At 57.8% G+C, this 15615-nt stretch carries 16 protein-coding genes; 5 read left to right on the top strand and 11 right to left on the bottom strand.

The window, feature by feature from the left end; translation table 11 throughout:
* Window positions 1-269: 269 nt before the first annotated feature.
* Entirely contained in the window at window positions 270-629 is a 360-nt protein-coding gene (locus tag MRS74_RS10805; RefSeq protein WP_254580299.1) for a group I truncated hemoglobin, read from the bottom strand.
* A 464-nt stretch (window positions 630-1093) separates the two neighbouring features.
* Here MRS74_RS10805 and MRS74_RS10800 point away from each other — a divergent pair, with 464 nt between their 5' ends.
* Window positions 1094-1798 carry a winged helix-turn-helix transcriptional regulator gene (locus tag MRS74_RS10800; RefSeq protein ID WP_254580298.1) on the top strand — a complete coding sequence of 235 codons (705 nt, stop codon included), beginning with the start codon at window positions 1094-1096 and terminating at the stop codon, window positions 1796-1798.
* 60 nt (window positions 1799-1858) lie between these two features.
* On the opposite strand, the gene rarD is transcribed toward MRS74_RS10800, so the two are convergent.
* The 3 genes from rarD to MRS74_RS10785 form a co-directional block, all read right to left on the bottom strand.
* A complete protein-coding gene (gene rarD / locus MRS74_RS10795; protein WP_254580297.1) occupies window positions 1859-2755 on the bottom strand; it encodes an EamA family transporter RarD in 897 nt (298 codons plus the stop codon).
* A 240-nt stretch (window positions 2756-2995) separates the two neighbouring features.
* Window positions 2996-4522 carry an alkaline phosphatase D family protein gene (locus MRS74_RS10790; protein WP_254580296.1) on the bottom strand — a complete coding sequence of 509 codons (1527 nt, stop codon included), beginning with the start codon at window positions 4520-4522 and terminating at the stop codon, window positions 2996-2998.
* A gap of 117 nt (window positions 4523-4639) precedes the next feature.
* Window positions 4640-6094, bottom strand: a complete 1455-nt coding sequence (locus MRS74_RS10785; RefSeq protein ID WP_254580295.1) for a C13 family peptidase — start codon at window positions 6092-6094, stop codon at window positions 4640-4642.
* A 480-nt stretch (window positions 6095-6574) separates the two neighbouring features.
* On the opposite strand from MRS74_RS10785, the gene MRS74_RS10780 reads away from it, so the two are divergent.
* Complete coding sequence (locus MRS74_RS10780; RefSeq protein ID WP_254580294.1) at window positions 6575-7588, top strand: HD-GYP domain-containing protein; 1014 nt, start codon at window positions 6575-6577, stop codon at window positions 7586-7588.
* Between the two features lie 346 nt (window positions 7589-7934).
* Here the strand turns inward: MRS74_RS10780 and MRS74_RS10775 are convergent, their stop codons facing one another.
* A complete protein-coding gene (locus tag MRS74_RS10775; protein ID WP_254580293.1) occupies window positions 7935-8369 on the bottom strand; it encodes a MarR family winged helix-turn-helix transcriptional regulator in 435 nt (144 codons plus the stop codon).
* A gap of 118 nt (window positions 8370-8487) precedes the next feature.
* Here MRS74_RS10775 and MRS74_RS10770 point away from each other — a divergent pair, with 118 nt between their 5' ends.
* A complete protein-coding gene (locus MRS74_RS10770) occupies window positions 8488-8847 on the top strand; it encodes a rhodanese-like domain-containing protein (protein WP_254580292.1) in 360 nt (119 codons plus the stop codon).
* A gap of 111 nt (window positions 8848-8958) precedes the next feature.
* Here the strand turns inward: MRS74_RS10770 and MRS74_RS10765 are convergent, their stop codons facing one another.
* Together MRS74_RS10765 and MRS74_RS10760 are read right to left on the bottom strand one after the other, a co-directional pair.
* Complete coding sequence (locus tag MRS74_RS10765) at window positions 8959-9681, bottom strand: NAD(P)-dependent oxidoreductase (protein ID WP_254580291.1); 723 nt, start codon at window positions 9679-9681, stop codon at window positions 8959-8961.
* A 47-nt stretch (window positions 9682-9728) separates the two neighbouring features.
* A complete protein-coding gene (locus tag MRS74_RS10760; RefSeq protein WP_254580290.1) occupies window positions 9729-10181 on the bottom strand; it encodes a GNAT family N-acetyltransferase in 453 nt (150 codons plus the stop codon).
* A gap of 311 nt (window positions 10182-10492) precedes the next feature.
* Here MRS74_RS10760 and MRS74_RS10755 point away from each other — a divergent pair, with 311 nt between their 5' ends.
* On the top strand, window positions 10493-11212 hold the full coding sequence (locus tag MRS74_RS10755) for a TraX family protein (RefSeq protein WP_306421986.1): 720 nt from the start codon (window positions 10493-10495) through the stop codon (window positions 11210-11212).
* 539 nt (window positions 11213-11751) lie between these two features.
* On the opposite strand, the gene MRS74_RS10750 is transcribed toward MRS74_RS10755, so the two are convergent.
* Complete coding sequence (locus MRS74_RS10750; protein ID WP_254580289.1) at window positions 11752-12105, bottom strand: phasin family protein; 354 nt, start codon at window positions 12103-12105, stop codon at window positions 11752-11754.
* A 364-nt stretch (window positions 12106-12469) separates the two neighbouring features.
* On the bottom strand, window positions 12470-12745 hold the full coding sequence (locus MRS74_RS10745; RefSeq protein WP_254580288.1) for a hypothetical protein: 276 nt from the start codon (window positions 12743-12745) through the stop codon (window positions 12470-12472).
* 695 nt (window positions 12746-13440) lie between these two features.
* Between MRS74_RS10745 and MRS74_RS10740 the strand changes: the two genes are divergently transcribed.
* Window positions 13441-14034: a LysE family translocator gene (locus tag MRS74_RS10740; protein ID WP_254580287.1), complete on the top strand. Its 594-nt coding sequence runs from the start codon at window positions 13441-13443 to the stop codon at window positions 14032-14034.
* On the opposite strand, the gene MRS74_RS10735 is transcribed toward MRS74_RS10740, so the two are convergent.
* Both MRS74_RS10735 and MRS74_RS10730 read right to left on the bottom strand, forming a co-directional pair.
* The gene (locus tag MRS74_RS10735; RefSeq protein ID WP_254580286.1) at window positions 14020-14853 is read right to left on the bottom strand and encodes a helix-turn-helix domain-containing protein; all 834 of its coding nucleotides are present in this window, start codon (window positions 14851-14853) and stop codon (window positions 14020-14022) included. The genes MRS74_RS10740 and MRS74_RS10735 overlap by 15 nt on opposite strands.
* A gap of 217 nt (window positions 14854-15070) precedes the next feature.
* Window positions 15071-15613, bottom strand: coding sequence for a DinB family protein (locus MRS74_RS10730; protein ID WP_254580285.1), 543 nt, complete (start codon window positions 15611-15613; stop codon window positions 15071-15073).
* Window positions 15614-15615: the final 2 nt, after the last annotated feature.

Here is a 15615-nt window from a genome sequence, read left to right as displayed (position 1 = left end):
TGTCGGACTTAACACTGATCTACTGCGGAAAAGCCGATTTTGGTCATTTTTCGCGCTCTTTTTTACTCGTCGCAGGCTCCTCGGTCTGCGACCCCGCTAAAGCGGTTCTTTCCACTTCGTTCCAAGTGTTAAATAGAACCACTATTCGCCTCAAAAGAGCTCAAAAACTGCCTCAAAACGGACGTTCCCTCGCTACGACCGGCCAAGCCCGACAGGCTGCTAGCAGGTGCCTCGGCTGTGATCTGCCAACCGGGTGCTTGCCTGGGCGGTCAAACGAGCACAACCTGGGAGCGCATGCTGTAAAGCGCGAACAGCACTTCTGCCTGCTCGGGCTGGCCGACATTATTTTTTTCAAGCGCCTCCAGTGCATCATCCAGCACCGCCATGAACTCCAGCGCGGATATATTCATGCCCTTGTGGGCCGCCAGCATGTCTTTCCCCTTATAGACATCAGGCCCGCCGGTACCGGCAATCAGAAAAGTGGCTGCGGCATTTTTCAGCGCAGGAATATCAGAATCAGTAAATCTGGTCGAAATAGTCTTATTATTCAAATGATTATCAACGAGATCATGGGCTATTCGGGTTGCGCCTTCTATGCCACCTAATCTGTCAAAAAGTAGATCGCTCATATTGCTGCTCCGTTAAGCCAGGAGACTGCCCGACAATACTCAACCTACTGCGAACCACCTGAATTTGGCTGTTTTTTGTGCTGTTTTGCGTTAAATAGAACCACTATTCGCCTTTAAAAAGCACAAAAACCCGCTCAAATCAGCCGGCTCTCGCGACGGCCAGCATTCTCGGACAGCCTCCTAGGGGCCACTATAAAACCGGGTGGACAGATCGTTTTCCCTAAGGAACTGTCCGAGATTTTCACAATAACTGGCGCCTATACGCAGACAAGCGCCCGTTTTTTGCGGGCTTCGCATTGACCTGCGGCCAATGATGACGCATCCCGGCGTCATCCATTAACACGCCGGATTACTATTAAATGCTATATTGCTCAAGCCTAGCACCGGTCATGCCGCTCAAGTACTACAGAATCTGTAGCGGGCATTAAACAGCCGCACAGAATGAAAAAAATGGAGCAAAAAGCATGAAATCCTATGGCCAGTTTTGTCCGTTAGCCCAGGCCACCCAGCTGCTGTGTGAACGCTGGACCTTGCTGATTGCCCGTGAGTTACTCGCCGGCAGCTCGCGTTTCAGTGAGCTGCAAAAAGGTGTTCCGCTTATGTCACCGACTTTACTCTCGGCACGTCTCAAGACCATGCTGAAAGCCGGAATCATAAAAATGGATGGGCAAAAGGGCGACCATGACTACAGCCTGACCGCGGCAGGGCTGGAGTTGCGCCCCATTATTGAACTGCTTGGCGTCTGGGGACATCGCTGGAGTCGCTCCAGTCTGGAGAGCGAGGATCTGGATGCCGGCCTGCTCATGTGGGATATGCGCCGCACCGTGGATTCCGCAGTTTTCCCCGCCCACCGAATAGTGATCGAGTTTGAATACAGCGATGCACCAGAAGGCGCACGTCATTGGTGGCTGGTGTGCGAAAACAATGAAATTGATCTCTGCCTGACCGATAACGGCTACGAGGTTGACTGCCTGATCAAGTGTTCCCTGAAAACCATGACTGCCGTCTGGATCTGCGAATACAGTTTCAATGACGCCGTCAAGAAAGGTGATATCAAGGTCCTGGGCAATCCGGACCTTGCCCGCAAACTCCAGGACTGGCTGAAGTCCAGCCCGCTGGCAACACTTGGTTCCCTGGACAAACTGCCGGAACTGACCTGGAACGCCTAGAAGGATAGCCACTGTTTCGATGCCTTGCAGCGCCCACAAAGCTGCTGACGATAGCCAGACTCAGGTCGGCGCGATCAGTCGCCGGCGGCGCAGTTTGTACAGCGAGTCGAACGTCAGGATGGCCAGCGCCGTCCAGATCAGGCCAAAGGTCACCAGCTTTTCCGGGCTCAGAGGTTCATCGTAGACAAACACCGCCAGCAGGAACATGCCCGTGGGGCCTATGTACTGGAAAAATCCCAGCGCCGTGAGACTGATACGATTGGCCGCCGCCGCAAAGCACATCAGCGGCACCATGGTGATGGGGCCGGCGGCAAACAGCAACAGGTTGGTCCAGGCAGGGTTGGCCGTCAGATCCGAGGTGGGGCTGGTCGTGAACAGCAGATAGCCCATGGCCACCGGCAGCAGCAAGCCGGTTTCCAGCGCCATGCCGGTGAAACTGTCGACGCCCAGCTTCTTGCGCACCAGGCCATAGAAGGCAAAGCTGCAGGCCAGCACCAGTGCAATCCAGGGCAGACTGCCAAACTGCACCAGCTCGAAGACCACGGCGGCGACGCACAGCCCCGCTGCCAGAGTGCTCACCCGGTCCAGCCGCTCACGGAAAAACAGCATGCCCAGCAGAATGTTGATCAGCGGGTTAATGTAATACCCCAGGCTCGCGCTGAGCATGTAGTTGTTGTTCACCGCCCAGATAAACACCCCCCAGTTCAGCGCAATCAGGGTGGTGGATGCCAGCAGCGCCCAGCGCGCACGGCCGTTGCGCAGGGTTGCTATCAGCAAGTCACGCTTGTTAAACAGCGCAATAAGCCCCAGCGTGAGCACAAAGGACCAGACAATACGGTGCGCCAGTATCTCGGGGGCGGCTATATGCTGCATCTGCTTGAAATAGACCGGCGCTATGGCCCAGAGCGTATAGGCCGTGAGTGCGTAAATCACACCTTTGCGCGTGTTTTCGTCCATAAATCTCTCAATATGCGTAACAGTTTGTGCACGGAATGACGCGATAGTGTATCAGGATATCGCTACGGACAAGCGCATTTTGCACACCGAAAGACACGGCAGACATAACGGACCAGTGTGCGGACAAGAGCCGGCGCCGGACCGGCCAGCCGGGCGCGACGCCCTCGAGACAGTAACGGCCCCGGGGATGAACCGGGGCCGTCTTTCGCGTCTTTCACTTAAGGCTTAAGGCTTCAAGCTTCAGGCCGGTATCAGTACCTGGGTAAAGAGCGACTTGTTCTCAAGGTCCTTCAGGGTCACGGTCATGGCGCGGCTCTTGGGGTCTATATCGACCTGGCCGAAAAACTGCAGCCCGGCAAAGGGCGACATATTGGGCTTTTCCGGTGCTTTCTGGTATTTCACCTGCAAACCGAAGGTATCGTCCTGGGCGTTGGGCCCGAAGGAACCGGCATTTAGTGGCCCGGATACAAACTCCCAGAACGGCGAGAAGTCATTCTGGCGCGCCTTGGCAGGATCATAGTAGTGCGCGGCCGTGTAATGTACATCGGCGGTAAACCAGACCACGTTTTCGATACCGGCGGCCTTGATCTCCTTCAGCAACCAGGCGATTTCCAGCTCGCGGCCGCGGGCTTCACCGTTGTCGCCGTTGGCCACGGCTTCCCAGTTGTCGCCGTCCGCCACCTGCAAGCCCAGGGGCATGTCACAGAACACCGCTTTCCAGGTCGCCTTTGAGGCTTTCAGTTCGTCCAGCAGCCATTGCAGCTGATCCTGCCCCAGCAAAACCGTATCGGCACCCGCGGCCACCTGCATGTTGGCGCTGTTGCGGCCCCGGTAGGAGCGCAGATCCAGCATGAAGCGGTCGAGCAACGGACCAAAGGGCAACGCCCGGTAGATACGATCACTGCCCTGGGGGCCGGTCTGGCGCAGCGGTGCGTAATCGAAAAAGGCGCGGCTGGCCCGTGCCTGCAGCAGGCCCACACTCTTGACCTGATAGCGCTCATCGCCCGACAGATCCTTGGCGGCCGAATAGTTGTTCACGACCTCGTGATCATCCCACTGCCACAGCTGGGCAACCTGACTGTTGAAGTGGCGCACGTTTTCGTCCAGCAGGTTGTAACGGTAGCGGCCACGGAACTCATTCAGGGTTTCAGCCACCTTGCTGACTTCCGGCGTCACCAGATTCTTCCACAGCTTGCCGTCTTCCACCTCAATCGACTCAGGGATTGGGCCGTCGGCATAGATGGTATCGCCGCTGTGAACAAAGAAGTCCGGCGCCTGATCCGCCATGGTGCGGTAGATTTTCATGCCGCCAAATTCGGGATTAATGCCAAACCCCTGCCCCGCCGTATCGCCGGACCAGAGAAAACGCACCGGTGCTGCCAGCAGCGGTGCCGTCATGAAGCTGCCGTTGACCCAGTCAGACATAGTGTGGTCTTCAGCATCGCGGTAGCCCAGGCGCACAAAGATGCGTTCCCCGGCGGGCAGGCCAACCAGTTCGACCTGGCTGGTAAAGTCCCCCTGGGGCAGCGCCCAGGGGCCCCGTACGGCCACAGCGTTGGAAAAGTCTTCACGGCTGGCCCACTCAACCCACATCCGCGCCGGGCGGTCGCTGCGCCCCCAGACGATGGCGCTATCACTCAGTACATCACCAATCTGAATGCCCTGTTCCAGCAAAGGCCGCGAGTCTGCCGCGGATGCCCGGGCCGCGTTCAGCAGCAGGCCACAACCGAACAGGGCCGAGCCCTGCAGAAAATTACGTCTTTTCATCTATCTGCCCTTGGGGTGCAAATCGATGAGGATAGGCCGCTTAGATGAAGGCCAGACAACAGCCAGATGAATGTTTTTTGACCGATCGGTCAATCGAAAAGCCCTGCGGTAATCGCCTCAGGGCTGGCAGGCGTCACTTGGACTTTCGACTTGAGTGCGGCTGTCTTCACAGGCCGATAATTCACCTGGCACGGCGAGGCTAAAGGCCATTTGCAGTTTGGGTTCACGATAGAGGCTGTCCAGCTTTTTCGCGATGCTATCACCGACAAAGATTTGCGGCTGCGAGGCGCCGATGTCCTCCTGCTGTTCCCTGTCGCTCACCCAGCTATTGGCGAGATCGAACGCCTGGATAAAGCGTGGCTGCCGGGGCAGCGCCTGCTTGAAGTAGGCGGTACCGAAGTAGGTGAAGTCGCTGTCGACACCACAGCCAAAGGAGGTTCGATCCGCCGCCGCAGCAGTAATCACCAGGGTTTCAGGGCTCTGCAACGCCTCTATAAAGCCACCGGAAAAGCAGCTCGACACCAGAATCACACGCCAGCGGATACCGGCATCATCCAGCGCCTGGCGTACCTGCTGCGGTGTCAGGTCATTCAGCTCGATGGTGCCGAATTCCAGCGAAAAACGATGATCACGACTGCCGTGGGAGGTCATGAACAAAAAGAGCACATCCTCGGCCGTATCCATTTTCTGTGCCACGCCCTGCAGTCCCTGGGCAAGATTGGGCCGGCTGGCCAGGGGATACTGACTCACCCTGGCAGGATTGTTGGCCAGTATCAGGGAGCGGCCGACGGTATCGTACTGGCGATCGAACTGCGCGCGCACAAACTCCACTTCTTTCAGGAACACATCCTCAAGCCCGAAGCCCCCCAGCGCCAGCAGATACAGATCCGTCACCCCGGGACGCTGTGGTTCGAGCGCCGCCAGACTCTGCCGCATCAGGCGGGGCTGGGCATAAAAAACAGCCTCCACATCCAGCTCAACCCCAGGGGCCTGCGCCACCTGATCGGCGGCTTCATCGGTATACCAGAGCTCGGCGCGGGGCAGAATCCAGAAGCTGGCGAACAGCGCCAGACTGTAAAGCGCCCCCAGCATGCTCGAACGCAGCGGCCCCGCACCGGCAAACCCGCGCAGCAAACGCACCACCACCAGCCATTGCCACAACAGCGGCACCGCGAAGAGCCCCCAGGCCTGAGTCGCCGACAGGGTGAAATACTGCTGTGCCAGCCACAGCAACTGCGACACCAGATCAATCAGCACCGAGGCACTGACAAAGGCGATCAGCATCGGTATAAACCGGGCCGCACTGCTGCCGGCCAGCCGGCTGACCAGCATCAGCATCAGCAGGCTGAACAGGCTGCTCGCCCCCAGGTAATTTAGCCCGTAGGCATCGAACTGCACCGGTGCCTCGGTCGTGACAAGGCTGGTGCCGGCATTGAGCAGCAGCAGTATCAGCACCAGTGCCACAATCTGCCCCAGCGTGCAGGACACATCCTCGACTGCCAGTGCCCTCCCCGTCGCCAGCCGATAACCGGCACCCAGATTATGCACCAGTGACGCAAAGAATCCGGGCATGTGCGCACGATCCGGCGCCGGCTGTTGCGGGGCGCTCAGGCATGAGGTTAAAGGTTCATCAGGCGGATCAGCAGGGGATACATCAGGCGGGCTCTGCCGCAGATCACCCAGGGGTTGATTCCGGCCCTCATTCCAGGGATCGTTCATTGTCTTGCCGCCTGTCGGGGGGATTGCTCAGAGTTACCCACAGTTTAACCTGAATAGCGGCTGCTGGCAGGCTCTGGCGCGCAGGCAGCGAACCGGAAGGCGACACGGGCTCGCGCGGGATGAAATCGCATGTTCACGCCTGTCCTGATAGCCGCCGATCCGCCTATCTCGTACAATCATCGTTATCCCGATACTAATGAAACCGCCTTTGGGGCAGGTCACAGCTACAATACCTACGAACGCGGCTGTCTGCTCCGCAGCGCCCTGAACTGCTTACTGACGCTGATGTGTCGAATACGGGCAGTCAATCACCACCCAATTCACGAGTACCGAATGGAAGCACTTACTGAACGGACTTCAGATCAGCTCGAAAAATTTTTGCAGAACGTGTTCGCCTGCGAGGGTGCCGAAGGCATCATCAACTGCCTGTCATTCCTCTTTGGCTCCTTCGCGCTAACCTGTGAAGGAAAAATTGTTGCCTGCAGCCACAATTTTGCCCTTATGGCTGGTTACAGGCGTGAAGAGCTTTATGGCATGAATGCCAGTGACCTGATCGCCGTGGATTTTCGACCCGACCTGCATAGCCGTTTATCGCTAGACGTAACGGAGCGCTACAGCTCTCGATTGCTGACCAAATCCGGCGCACAACGGCACGTCATCATTTCACCCCGCCTCTTTTCGGCCAACGGCACAAAATTCAGACTGGCGGAGTTCATTGACCAGACAGACGTCCTTCTCTACCAGCAGTCACAGGTCGCCATGTTTCATGAGACCGCCAGCGCCCTCACCTGTGCCATAGAGCAGCGGGACCCTTATACCAACGGACACATGTCACGTACGACACGGCTTTCGATCCGAATCGCAGAACTGATGACACTGGATCAGAAGACCACCGACCTGATTTCGCTTGGCTCCAGCCTGCATGATATCGGCAAGATTTCAGTCCCGATCGAGATACTGAACAAGCCCAGCAAGCTGGAACCCTATGAATGGGAATTCATAAAACAACACCCGGAAAAAGGGCACAGGATACTGGCGGGCGTCAATTGCGAAAAACTGGTGAAGGATATTGTACTACTGCACCATGAAAGCCAGGATGGTTCCGGTTACCCCTACGGCCTGCAGAAAGATGAAATTCCACTGGGCGTCGCCATCGTCACTGTGGCCGACTGCCTGGAGGCGATTGCCGGTGTGCGCCCCTATCGCAGGGCCCACAGCTTTAACGATGCAATCGCCATCATGGAGCACGAAGCCCATAAGTTTCACCCAGACGTATTCGCCACGGCCCGCTATCTGGTTAAAAGCGGAGAAATCACCGGCACCGAATTCAGTGCCTATAACGACTGATACTGCGACCCACTTTCAGGCAGCAGTACAGGCAGTCCCGTTACAGTTCCAGCGCCTCGGGGTTGGCCTGCACACCCAGGTTTTTCACCGGCCGCCCCTCCAGCGCACTGCGAATCGTCAGCTCCACCCGCTTGCCGGTGCGCGTAAAGGGATATCGGCCACCTGGATAAACCTGCTCGGAACAGGGCGCGGCGCGGCATGCACTGGCTGGTTCCAGGTGCCGTGCGGTGAATGGGTTATTACCCTGTTGTCTGTCTGAGATCGAATGACGCCAGTGTTCGACTTACACTCTAGGCCCAATCCCCCCCTGGCCTGATCAGTGCCCCGTCGCAAGGCGCAGGGGACGCTAGCCCAATTTTTTCAGGATGTTTTCCAGCGCCAGTATGTCATCGGCACTCAGCCGGCTCTCAAACTGCTGCTCGAGCACGGCGCCATAGACCGGCCACATGCGCTGCAGCAACTCAGTACCCGCCGTCGTAATGCGCACAAGATTGCCGCGGCCATCTTCGGCACAGGCATGACGCTCAACCAGAGCTTCGCGCTGCAGGCGATCCACCAGGCGGGAAAGGTTGTACTTCGTCAGCAGGGTCTGTGCACCAATTTCATACTGGCGCAGCTCTCCGCCCGGCGCGCGCCGCAGCTCCAGCAGTACATCGTACCAGCCCAGGGGCGGCAGTTTTGCGGCCTTCAGCGCTCTTTGCACCTGGTCGATCAGCGTCGTTTCGGTGCGTACCAGCCGGGCCCAGGTCGTGACGGTTTGTTCGCGCAGTCGTGGCTTCATGAAAACAAGTCTAGTCACATCCGGTTGCATCTACAACTATTAGGGCCTAGCATTAAATCAGGTTGCAATTACAACCAATAAGACTAAAGCACTCTATAACCCAGCGGGGGACTAACCCATGAACAAGCCCATGAACGAACTCAGCTACAGCACCATTACGCGTGACGCCCTCAAGGCACGCCTGGATGCCGGCGAGGCGACACTGATCGTCGAAGCCCTGCCTGCACGCTACTACGACGCCGAACACCTGCCCGGCGCCATCAACCTGCCCCATGACGAAATCCGCCTGCTCGCCCCCAGCGCACTGCCCGACAAGGACGCCACCATGGTGGTGTACTGCGCCAGCACCGAATGCCAGAATTCCAGCATCGCCGCCCGCACCCTAGCCGCTGCGGGCTATCGCAACGTGATGGAATTCGTCGAAGGCAAGCAGGCCTGGCTGGAAGCCGGTTATCCGATGGAGAAATCAGCGGTTTAAAACTGCGGGCAGGAGAAAGCGAGGGGCAAGATGCAAGGCAACGGCAAAAGCTGAAAGCTGAAAGCTGAAAGCTGAAAGCTGAAAGCTGAAAGCTGAAAGCTGAAAGCGACCTCAGGGTGAGTTGTAAATAACCGGCATCTTTCCCTTCCACTCGCGCCACAGGCTATCGCTGCTGGCCAGTTCCGCCATCAGGTGTGCCACATTGATGCGGCTGCTGCTGCCGGAATCGAAAATGGGATCTCGAATGGGGGACGCATGGAGGTCATATTGAGTGACCTGATCTTCATCGCTCAGGCGATCGGGGCGCACCGCCGCCCATTCAATGTGGCTGTCAGACTGACCCACCTCGGTACGCAGATAATCCGCGGCCCTTTCGTTATCCAGATGGGGCGGCAACAGCAGCCGCAGCAGCGTGATAACACACGTCTGGCCAAAGGAGGTTTTCTCCGCCAGATCACGATTCGAGTTGCCGCTGGTATTCATCAAAATCAGCCGCACCGGCGCCGCAGTGCCGTTCTGCCTGATCGCCTGACACAGGGTGCGTACCGTATCCCGCACCAGCATGCGCGGCTGCCCGAATATGCCCTTGAAGGCCAGATTGTGCCCCAGGCACAGTGCCACCGCATCGCAACCCTGAAGATGCTGCGCCATCTCAGCGACGTCGATATCGTGCACGCTGGCCTCGATCAGGCTGCAGAGTGCGTGTTGCCGGATATCCTCAGGCAACGCATTGGCCGAGCGCACTATCGCCCTGACCCTTATTCCCTGATCCAACAACTGCGCCACCAGCAAGCGCCCCGTGGCACCGCTGGCGCCAATTACCAAAACATTCATCCTTGCTCCCTCTGATCCCTGATCGAGCAACCCATTAATCAAATCTGCTATATCGCGGTATGCTTCTGATAGGTCACCCAGTGCGTTTTTTCGGCGAGTTTGTCATACAGGCCCCGCCCGCGGTAATTATTCTCGGCGGTGACCCAGCGAACAAAGGGCCAGCCCTGTGCAGCTGCCGCATCATTGAGGCCGTCAAACAGCGCATCCACCACGCCTTTGCCTCTTGCTGCCGGACAGACATAGAGATCATCCAGAAAACCCACCATCGCGCCTCGTAACGGTGAGGGCATTTCGCGAAAGTGCATGAACCCCAGCGCCTTGCCCTGGGAGTCCTTGGCCATAATGCCAAAAAACTTCATCTCGCCGGACGCTATCCATGCCCAGACCCGGTCCCGGATCTCGGCACTCATTGGCATCTTGTAAAAGTCCGCGTAGCTGTTGAAAAGAGACTCCCACTGGTCCCTGTCACCGGGTTGCAGCGCTGTTACCGCAATATCCATACAGGCTCCTGTCGTTTTGAGTTCAGGTGGCGATACCAAGGAGATAGATCACGACCTGAGCAAACACCAGCCTGAACGTAACAGCCCACTCGTCATTTGCACAGACTGAAGCCCAAATGCGCGGGTCTGATCAGCTCGGCATAGTCGCCCTGGGCCCAGACATTGTCGAAGGTGCTGAAATTACTCAAAGAATCGCGGACAGGCCAGACGCCCGAATACCAAAACTGCTACTGTTTCATCCCACAGACACAGACGCCGTAGCCAGGGTTGAAATGAGCTCAGAGTTAAAACTTAAGGGCCCCGAAAAGACAATGACTGACGGCGCCATACAGCACAGCCGCAACTTTTCCCTGCCGCTCCTTGTCATGGCGGGTGGTACGATCGAAGCCCTGAAGTGGCTCGCGCTGATTCTTATGACGGGGGATCACCTCAACCGCTTCCTGTTCAACGGCACAGTGCCGGCTCTGTTCGAACTCGGCCGCCTTGCCCTGCCGATCTTCGTGTTCGTGCTGGCCTACAACCTGGCCCGCCCAGGCCAGCTTGAGCGCGGCACCTACCCGCGCACGATGCAGCGCCTGGCGGTATTCGGTGCCCTTGCATCGGTGCCCTTCATCGCCCTGGGAGACCTGCAGCACGCCGGCTGGTGGCCGCTGAACGTGCTGTTTTCACTGCTGGCACTGACCGCTATCCTGTACCTGATCGAGCGCAACGACCGGGTGACCGCTGGCGTGCTGTTCATGGTGGCGGGCAGCCTGGTCGAATACAGCTGGCTGGGGCTCAGCCTCGGTGTGGCCGTCTGGTTCTACTGCAAAAGACCTTCAGCGCCCGCCGCCGTTGCCACCCTGCTCGCCTGCGCGAGCCTCTGGCTCAGCAACGGCAACCACTGGGCGCTGGCCGCCATACCGCTGATCCTCGCCGCCACGCGCCTCAATCTGCAGCTACCCCGCCTGCGCTGGGCCTTCTACGCCTACTACCCGCTGCATCTGGGACTGATCTGGCTAATTCGTAGTGGGGTGGATGGTTGGGGGTAGCGTGGGGTAGCGGATTCTGGTGAGGGATATTTGTGATTAATGATGATCAATCCCAGTAATCGAGGACCGGGTGTTAAGCGACTTCGCGGGGGCTTATAGCCTATCAAATTCAGGGATAGCAGCATCAGGCCTTTTACTTTCGTCTTTAATCCGAGGGGCAAAAGGCAATACCTGACCCCCGGCCGTCGGCCCCCGCAGGATCCGCCGGGCTTCTGCTGCCGGGAATGCAGACCCACGCACCATCCTCGACGCAGGCGAACACCCGTTTTCTGTCTCTCTGCGATTGCGGTTACTCGATGGGTACGCCGATCCTATGTGCGAACTATTCCCCTTGTTCCACGCACAGTGGAGCAACAGGCGACCACTGCAGGCTGTCCAAGTCACATCGTCGTCCGGCCATACATTATTACCCCTTCGATTACTGTGCGTGTCATCGCACTGCTGGCATTGGCCGATCACACCGACTCTTCGTCGTAACAATCAGGTACAAAAAAGCCCCCGACATTGCTGTCGGGGGCTTTTTTTAAAAGCAGCTTACATTAAGCTGATTTTTTGGTCGCTTTAACGACAACGTCTTTGCTTTCAGTCAGGATAGCCTGAACTTCAGTAAAGTAAGCCTTGGTGCTTTCTGCAGCTACTTGAGCATCAGCCTGAAAAGTCTCAAGGCTCTTCTTGGCTTCTTCAGATTTCGCAGTAAAAAAAGCAGTCAGAGCTTCAGGGTTTTTGATTTCAGAAACAGCTTTGAAATCAGCCTGTGACTGAGCAATTTGCTTCTCAATAGCCGCTTTCTGAAGCTCGAATGCCTTCGTCATTGTAGCGGTGTTCAGGTCGATCAGCTTCTGAACAGGAGCGCCAAAAGCAGAGAAGTCAGCAGTAGGAAGATTCTTGAACATGTTTGTGTACCTGTTAGTTAAAAGTAGTTGATGTTAAGGAGTGTATACCTCGCCATGCTGCAGTGCAACAAATTAAATCTATTACGCCTTTATATTCATGATAACTGACTGTAATTAAATATATAATGTTAAATTATTGGTTTTGTGCACCACAGAATAATTCGGACTAGCGTCTGGATGGCTGTCACGTTACGTGGCTGCAACGGGCCAACACCGCCTATTCTCGATCTATCCTAAATGCAGCGGATCTCGCTGTCTCTAACGATCCCAGCCGGCGGTGCAGAGCCCTAATCCGTGCTCTACACCACTCCGCCAAGTGGCAGAGCGACTTCCATTCCCCCTTATGAAGCCGGCGAGCACTGCGTCATTGTGCGATCAGGCCCGCAGGGGCGAAGACAGGGACTGTCGAGCCGCAGATTAGGCACAGGATGTGCCGGCTCTTCACCTTGAAGGCCAGCAGCCCATACAATGATGTCAGAGCACAGCGAAAGGCTTCGTCGCGGGGCGCGACGACTCCTACGACGACGACCACCACCGCATCAAAGGTTTCAACAGTCCTCACCAATAACGAGCTCTGATCCCAGCGTTTTAATATTTTTAAGTCAAAAGCGTACATCACAGCAGAAAACTGCTCCTGCATTTTCTGGCGACCGGCCGGCCATGGCCATCTGCCGGCGAGCACTGAGGTTATGCAGTGAATTGGCCACCAGGGCGCGCAACCTGACAGTCTGCGCAGAGCCATTGAATCATTACAGAACTATCAGCACGGCCCTTTCCCCCCTCTAAGCCGACGAGCATCGTATTCTTCGATCAGGCCCGACAGGGGCGAGGCATGGATGCCGAGCCGCCGTATCGGCACAGGGATGTGCCGTTGCGGCGCCCGAAGAATGATCACGACGCGCAGTGAAGCCGCAGGCCGGCTTTTGGGGCGTGCTTTCTTTGCAACGCGCCAGCAAGGCGCAATACGAACCATCAAATCACTCGGGCGCATCCGACTCAGGGACTGCCCGTCACCTGGAGCCTGGACCGCAAGCTTCGCCGCGGGGCGCGGCTCCTACAGTGCTCGACGCTATGTCACCGACGCGGGAAAGAGTCAGCTCGTCCCCTGCCCGCCGCTTCCCTATAGGGCTCCCCCGCAATGGTGCAGCCCCTCCAGTCGCTTCTGCACCTTCATCCACGGCGAGTTCCCGCAACGATTACAGGTATTCCCCAGCCTCGGCTCGCTTGCGGCCTTTGTGTGCCGACACGCGGATCCGCGGCAGCACCGCAATTTTCTTCAATATCTTGAACAACCGACATTGCAAACTTCAGCCATTATCACCCAGGAGTATGACGATGAGCCTTTCCATGATCTTGCCGATGTCGGCCTTTGCCCTGGCGGCATCCATTTCACCGGGCCCCGTAAACCTGGTATGCCTGAGCTGCGGTACCCGCTACCCGATTGCCCGGGGGCTGGTCTTCGTCACCGGCGCCACCCTGGGCTTTATCGCCCTGTTCGTTGCCGTGGGGCTTGGGCTCTATTCGGTGCTGGCGCTCATGCCGGGACTGGACGTGGCACTGCGCTGGGGCGGTGTCGCCTTTTTGCTTTACCTGAGTTTCAGGCTGGTCCGGGACGACGGTCGCCTGCCGGAAGGAGAACGCGGAACGGCACCGGGCTTCATGACCGGCGCCTTGATGCAATGGCTCAATCCCAAGGCCTGGCTGGCTTCAGCCGCGGGCATCGGGGCATACGTCAGCGGTCACGACCTGGGGCAGCTCACGGTATTCGCCGCGCTCTATTTACCCATCTGCTGGTTATCCCTGGGGAGCTGGGTCTACGCCGGCGCCTTTCTGCGCCAGTACCTCGACAGGCCGGCGCTACTGACAACGATCAACCGGGTACTGGCAGCATTGCTCGCGGCCAGCTGTGCCTATCTACTTTTTGACTAGGGACTTGCGGTACTGATCCGGCGTCGCGGCAACCAGCCGCTTGAAGGTGCGCTGAAAATGCGGCTGGTCATTAAAGCCCGCATTCAGCGCGGCCTCTACGATGGGCCTGCCACCTTTCAGCTCCTGCTGGCCGAACTGTATCCGACGGTTGATCTGATAAGCGTGCGGCGTGAGCCCAAAATGCTGCTTGAAAGCCCGGATGAGATGACCGGGACTGAGGCCCGAGCGATCACACAAGGTATCCAGGGACACGTCCTCTGTCGCGCGCTCGTCCAGGTGAGCCGCCACTGCCTGCAGGACTTTCGGTGCCCTCGGCAGCGGCTGCAGCGTTTGCCCGGCCAGCGCGTGCATCAAGCTGGACAGGTAGGCGACCACTTGCGTCTGCTTTTCCAACAGCTCCCGCTGCGGATCCAGCAGACGGTCCACCATGCGAACGTAGCCCTCATACAAGCCGGCATCCGTAATGACAGGCGTGGCGATATCCTGCCAGCGGGGCGCATCCAGCAGCCCAGCTTCGTAGCGCAGCTGCGTCAGCCAGCCGGTGTCGACGTAGAGCATCAAGTAGGCCCAGGGCTGGTTGTCGATAGGATTGCAGGCGTGGACCCAGTCTGGATTCATCAGCACGAGGGTCCCGGCACCGACCTGATGCTGGTCTTCACGGTAGCAAAAGGTGCTCGTGCCCTCGGTGATGGCGCCCAGGGACCAGTGGGTATGGCTGTGCGGCGCATAGCAGGCCTTGCGTCCGTCACCCACCTTTCGCAGCTCCAGGTGCGGCATCCGCGAGTCCCGCCAGAACAGGGGTTTGCTTGAGTCTGTCATTTCGCCAATGCACCTGCGCGTTTTGTTGCAAGGCTCGATGCTGAAGCGCCATTGCCGCATCGATATCGGTCTGCAGCCTGTTCAAGCCAGCTGATGACCCGCCGAATGGGATGGACGACCCTGTTGTACAATTCCAGCGCCGGGAAAGGGTCACCCGGTTTCGTTCCCCGAATGGCATCCGGGGCCTGATTCGACGGCGCCGGACCGAACCCCAAAGTCATAACGCGGCTTCATCCGGAATCAACGCCAGCAGATCCGTCACTCCGATGTCCTCCCCGGCCTGGTGCAACAGGGTCGAAACCTGGCCCCGGTGGTGGGTCTGATGATTGAAAAAGTGGAGCAGCAGGCTGTCATACCGTTTGTTTGCCGCAATGCCCCTGGTATTGCGGTAATGGAGTACAAACTCCAGATCGCTTTCCGCAAGCGACGCTATCCATTGGATGATCTGCGCATCCAGCCAGGCTCTGTGCGTTGTCAGAGCTTGCAGATCTGCAAACAACTGCTGATCAAGGGACTCAGGCCTCGGCAAGTCGGCGACTTCGCGCAGTGAAAGGCCGCATGCCGGGTGTGTCGCGAACCGCTGCAGCCAGATGGTATCGCCGACCACGAGGTGATTCAGGGTTCCGAGCACGGAGCCGAAAAAGGCGCCGCTATCCCTGACAAGCTCCCGCGCATCGAGTCGCGCCGCCGCCTCGCAGACTTTCGCGTTCATCCAGGCGTTGTATGAAGCCAGTAGTTCAAGGTGTTGCTTGAGCGCCATGA

It is taken from the genome of Marinobacterium sedimentorum, assembly GCF_024267675.1.
GTDB lineage: Bacteria > Pseudomonadota > Gammaproteobacteria > Pseudomonadales > Balneatricaceae > Marinobacterium_A > Marinobacterium_A sedimentorum.
The sequence above is the reverse complement of the archived record's forward strand: the minus strand, read 5'-3'. Positions and strand labels throughout refer to the sequence as shown.

Coding starts and splice junctions, on each gene's coding strand:
- MRS74_RS10800 (WP_254580298.1), top strand. CDS start 1,094: ATGAAATCCTATGGCCAGTTTTGTCCGTTAGCCCAGGCCACCCAGCTG.
- MRS74_RS10740 (WP_254580287.1), top strand. CDS start 13,441: ATGAGCCTTTCCATGATCTTGCCGATGTCGGCCTTTGCCCTGGCGGCA.
- MRS74_RS10775 (WP_254580293.1), bottom strand. CDS start 8,369: ATGAAGCCACGACTGCGCGAACAAACCGTCACGACCTGGGCCCGGCTG.
- MRS74_RS10760 (WP_254580290.1), bottom strand. CDS start 10,181: ATGGATATTGCGGTAACAGCGCTGCAACCCGGTGACAGGGACCAGTGG.
- MRS74_RS10790 (WP_254580296.1), bottom strand. CDS start 4,522: ATGAAAAGACGTAATTTTCTGCAGGGCTCGGCCCTGTTCGGTTGTGGC.
- MRS74_RS10745 (WP_254580288.1), bottom strand. CDS start 12,745: ATGCAGGAGCAGTTTTCTGCTGTGATGTACGCTTTTGACTTAAAAATA.
- MRS74_RS10730 (WP_254580285.1), bottom strand. CDS start 15,613: ATGGCGCTCAAGCAACACCTTGAACTACTGGCTTCATACAACGCCTGG.
- MRS74_RS10755 (WP_306421986.1), top strand. CDS start 10,493: ATGACTGACGGCGCCATACAGCACAGCCGCAACTTTTCCCTGCCGCTC.
- MRS74_RS10780 (WP_254580294.1), top strand. CDS start 6,575: ATGGAAGCACTTACTGAACGGACTTCAGATCAGCTCGAAAAATTTTTG.
- MRS74_RS10805 (WP_254580299.1), bottom strand. CDS start 629: ATGAGCGATCTACTTTTTGACAGATTAGGTGGCATAGAAGGCGCAACC.
- MRS74_RS10770 (WP_254580292.1), top strand. CDS start 8,488: ATGAACAAGCCCATGAACGAACTCAGCTACAGCACCATTACGCGTGAC.
- MRS74_RS10750 (WP_254580289.1), bottom strand. CDS start 12,105: ATGTTCAAGAATCTTCCTACTGCTGACTTCTCTGCTTTTGGCGCTCCT.
- MRS74_RS10765 (WP_254580291.1), bottom strand. CDS start 9,681: ATGAATGTTTTGGTAATTGGCGCCAGCGGTGCCACGGGGCGCTTGCTG.
- MRS74_RS10785 (WP_254580295.1), bottom strand. CDS start 6,094: ATGCCCGGATTCTTTGCGTCACTGGTGCATAATCTGGGTGCCGGTTAT.
- rarD (WP_254580297.1), bottom strand. CDS start 2,755: ATGGACGAAAACACGCGCAAAGGTGTGATTTACGCACTCACGGCCTAT.
- MRS74_RS10735 (WP_254580286.1), bottom strand. CDS start 14,853: ATGACAGACTCAAGCAAACCCCTGTTCTGGCGGGACTCGCGGATGCCG.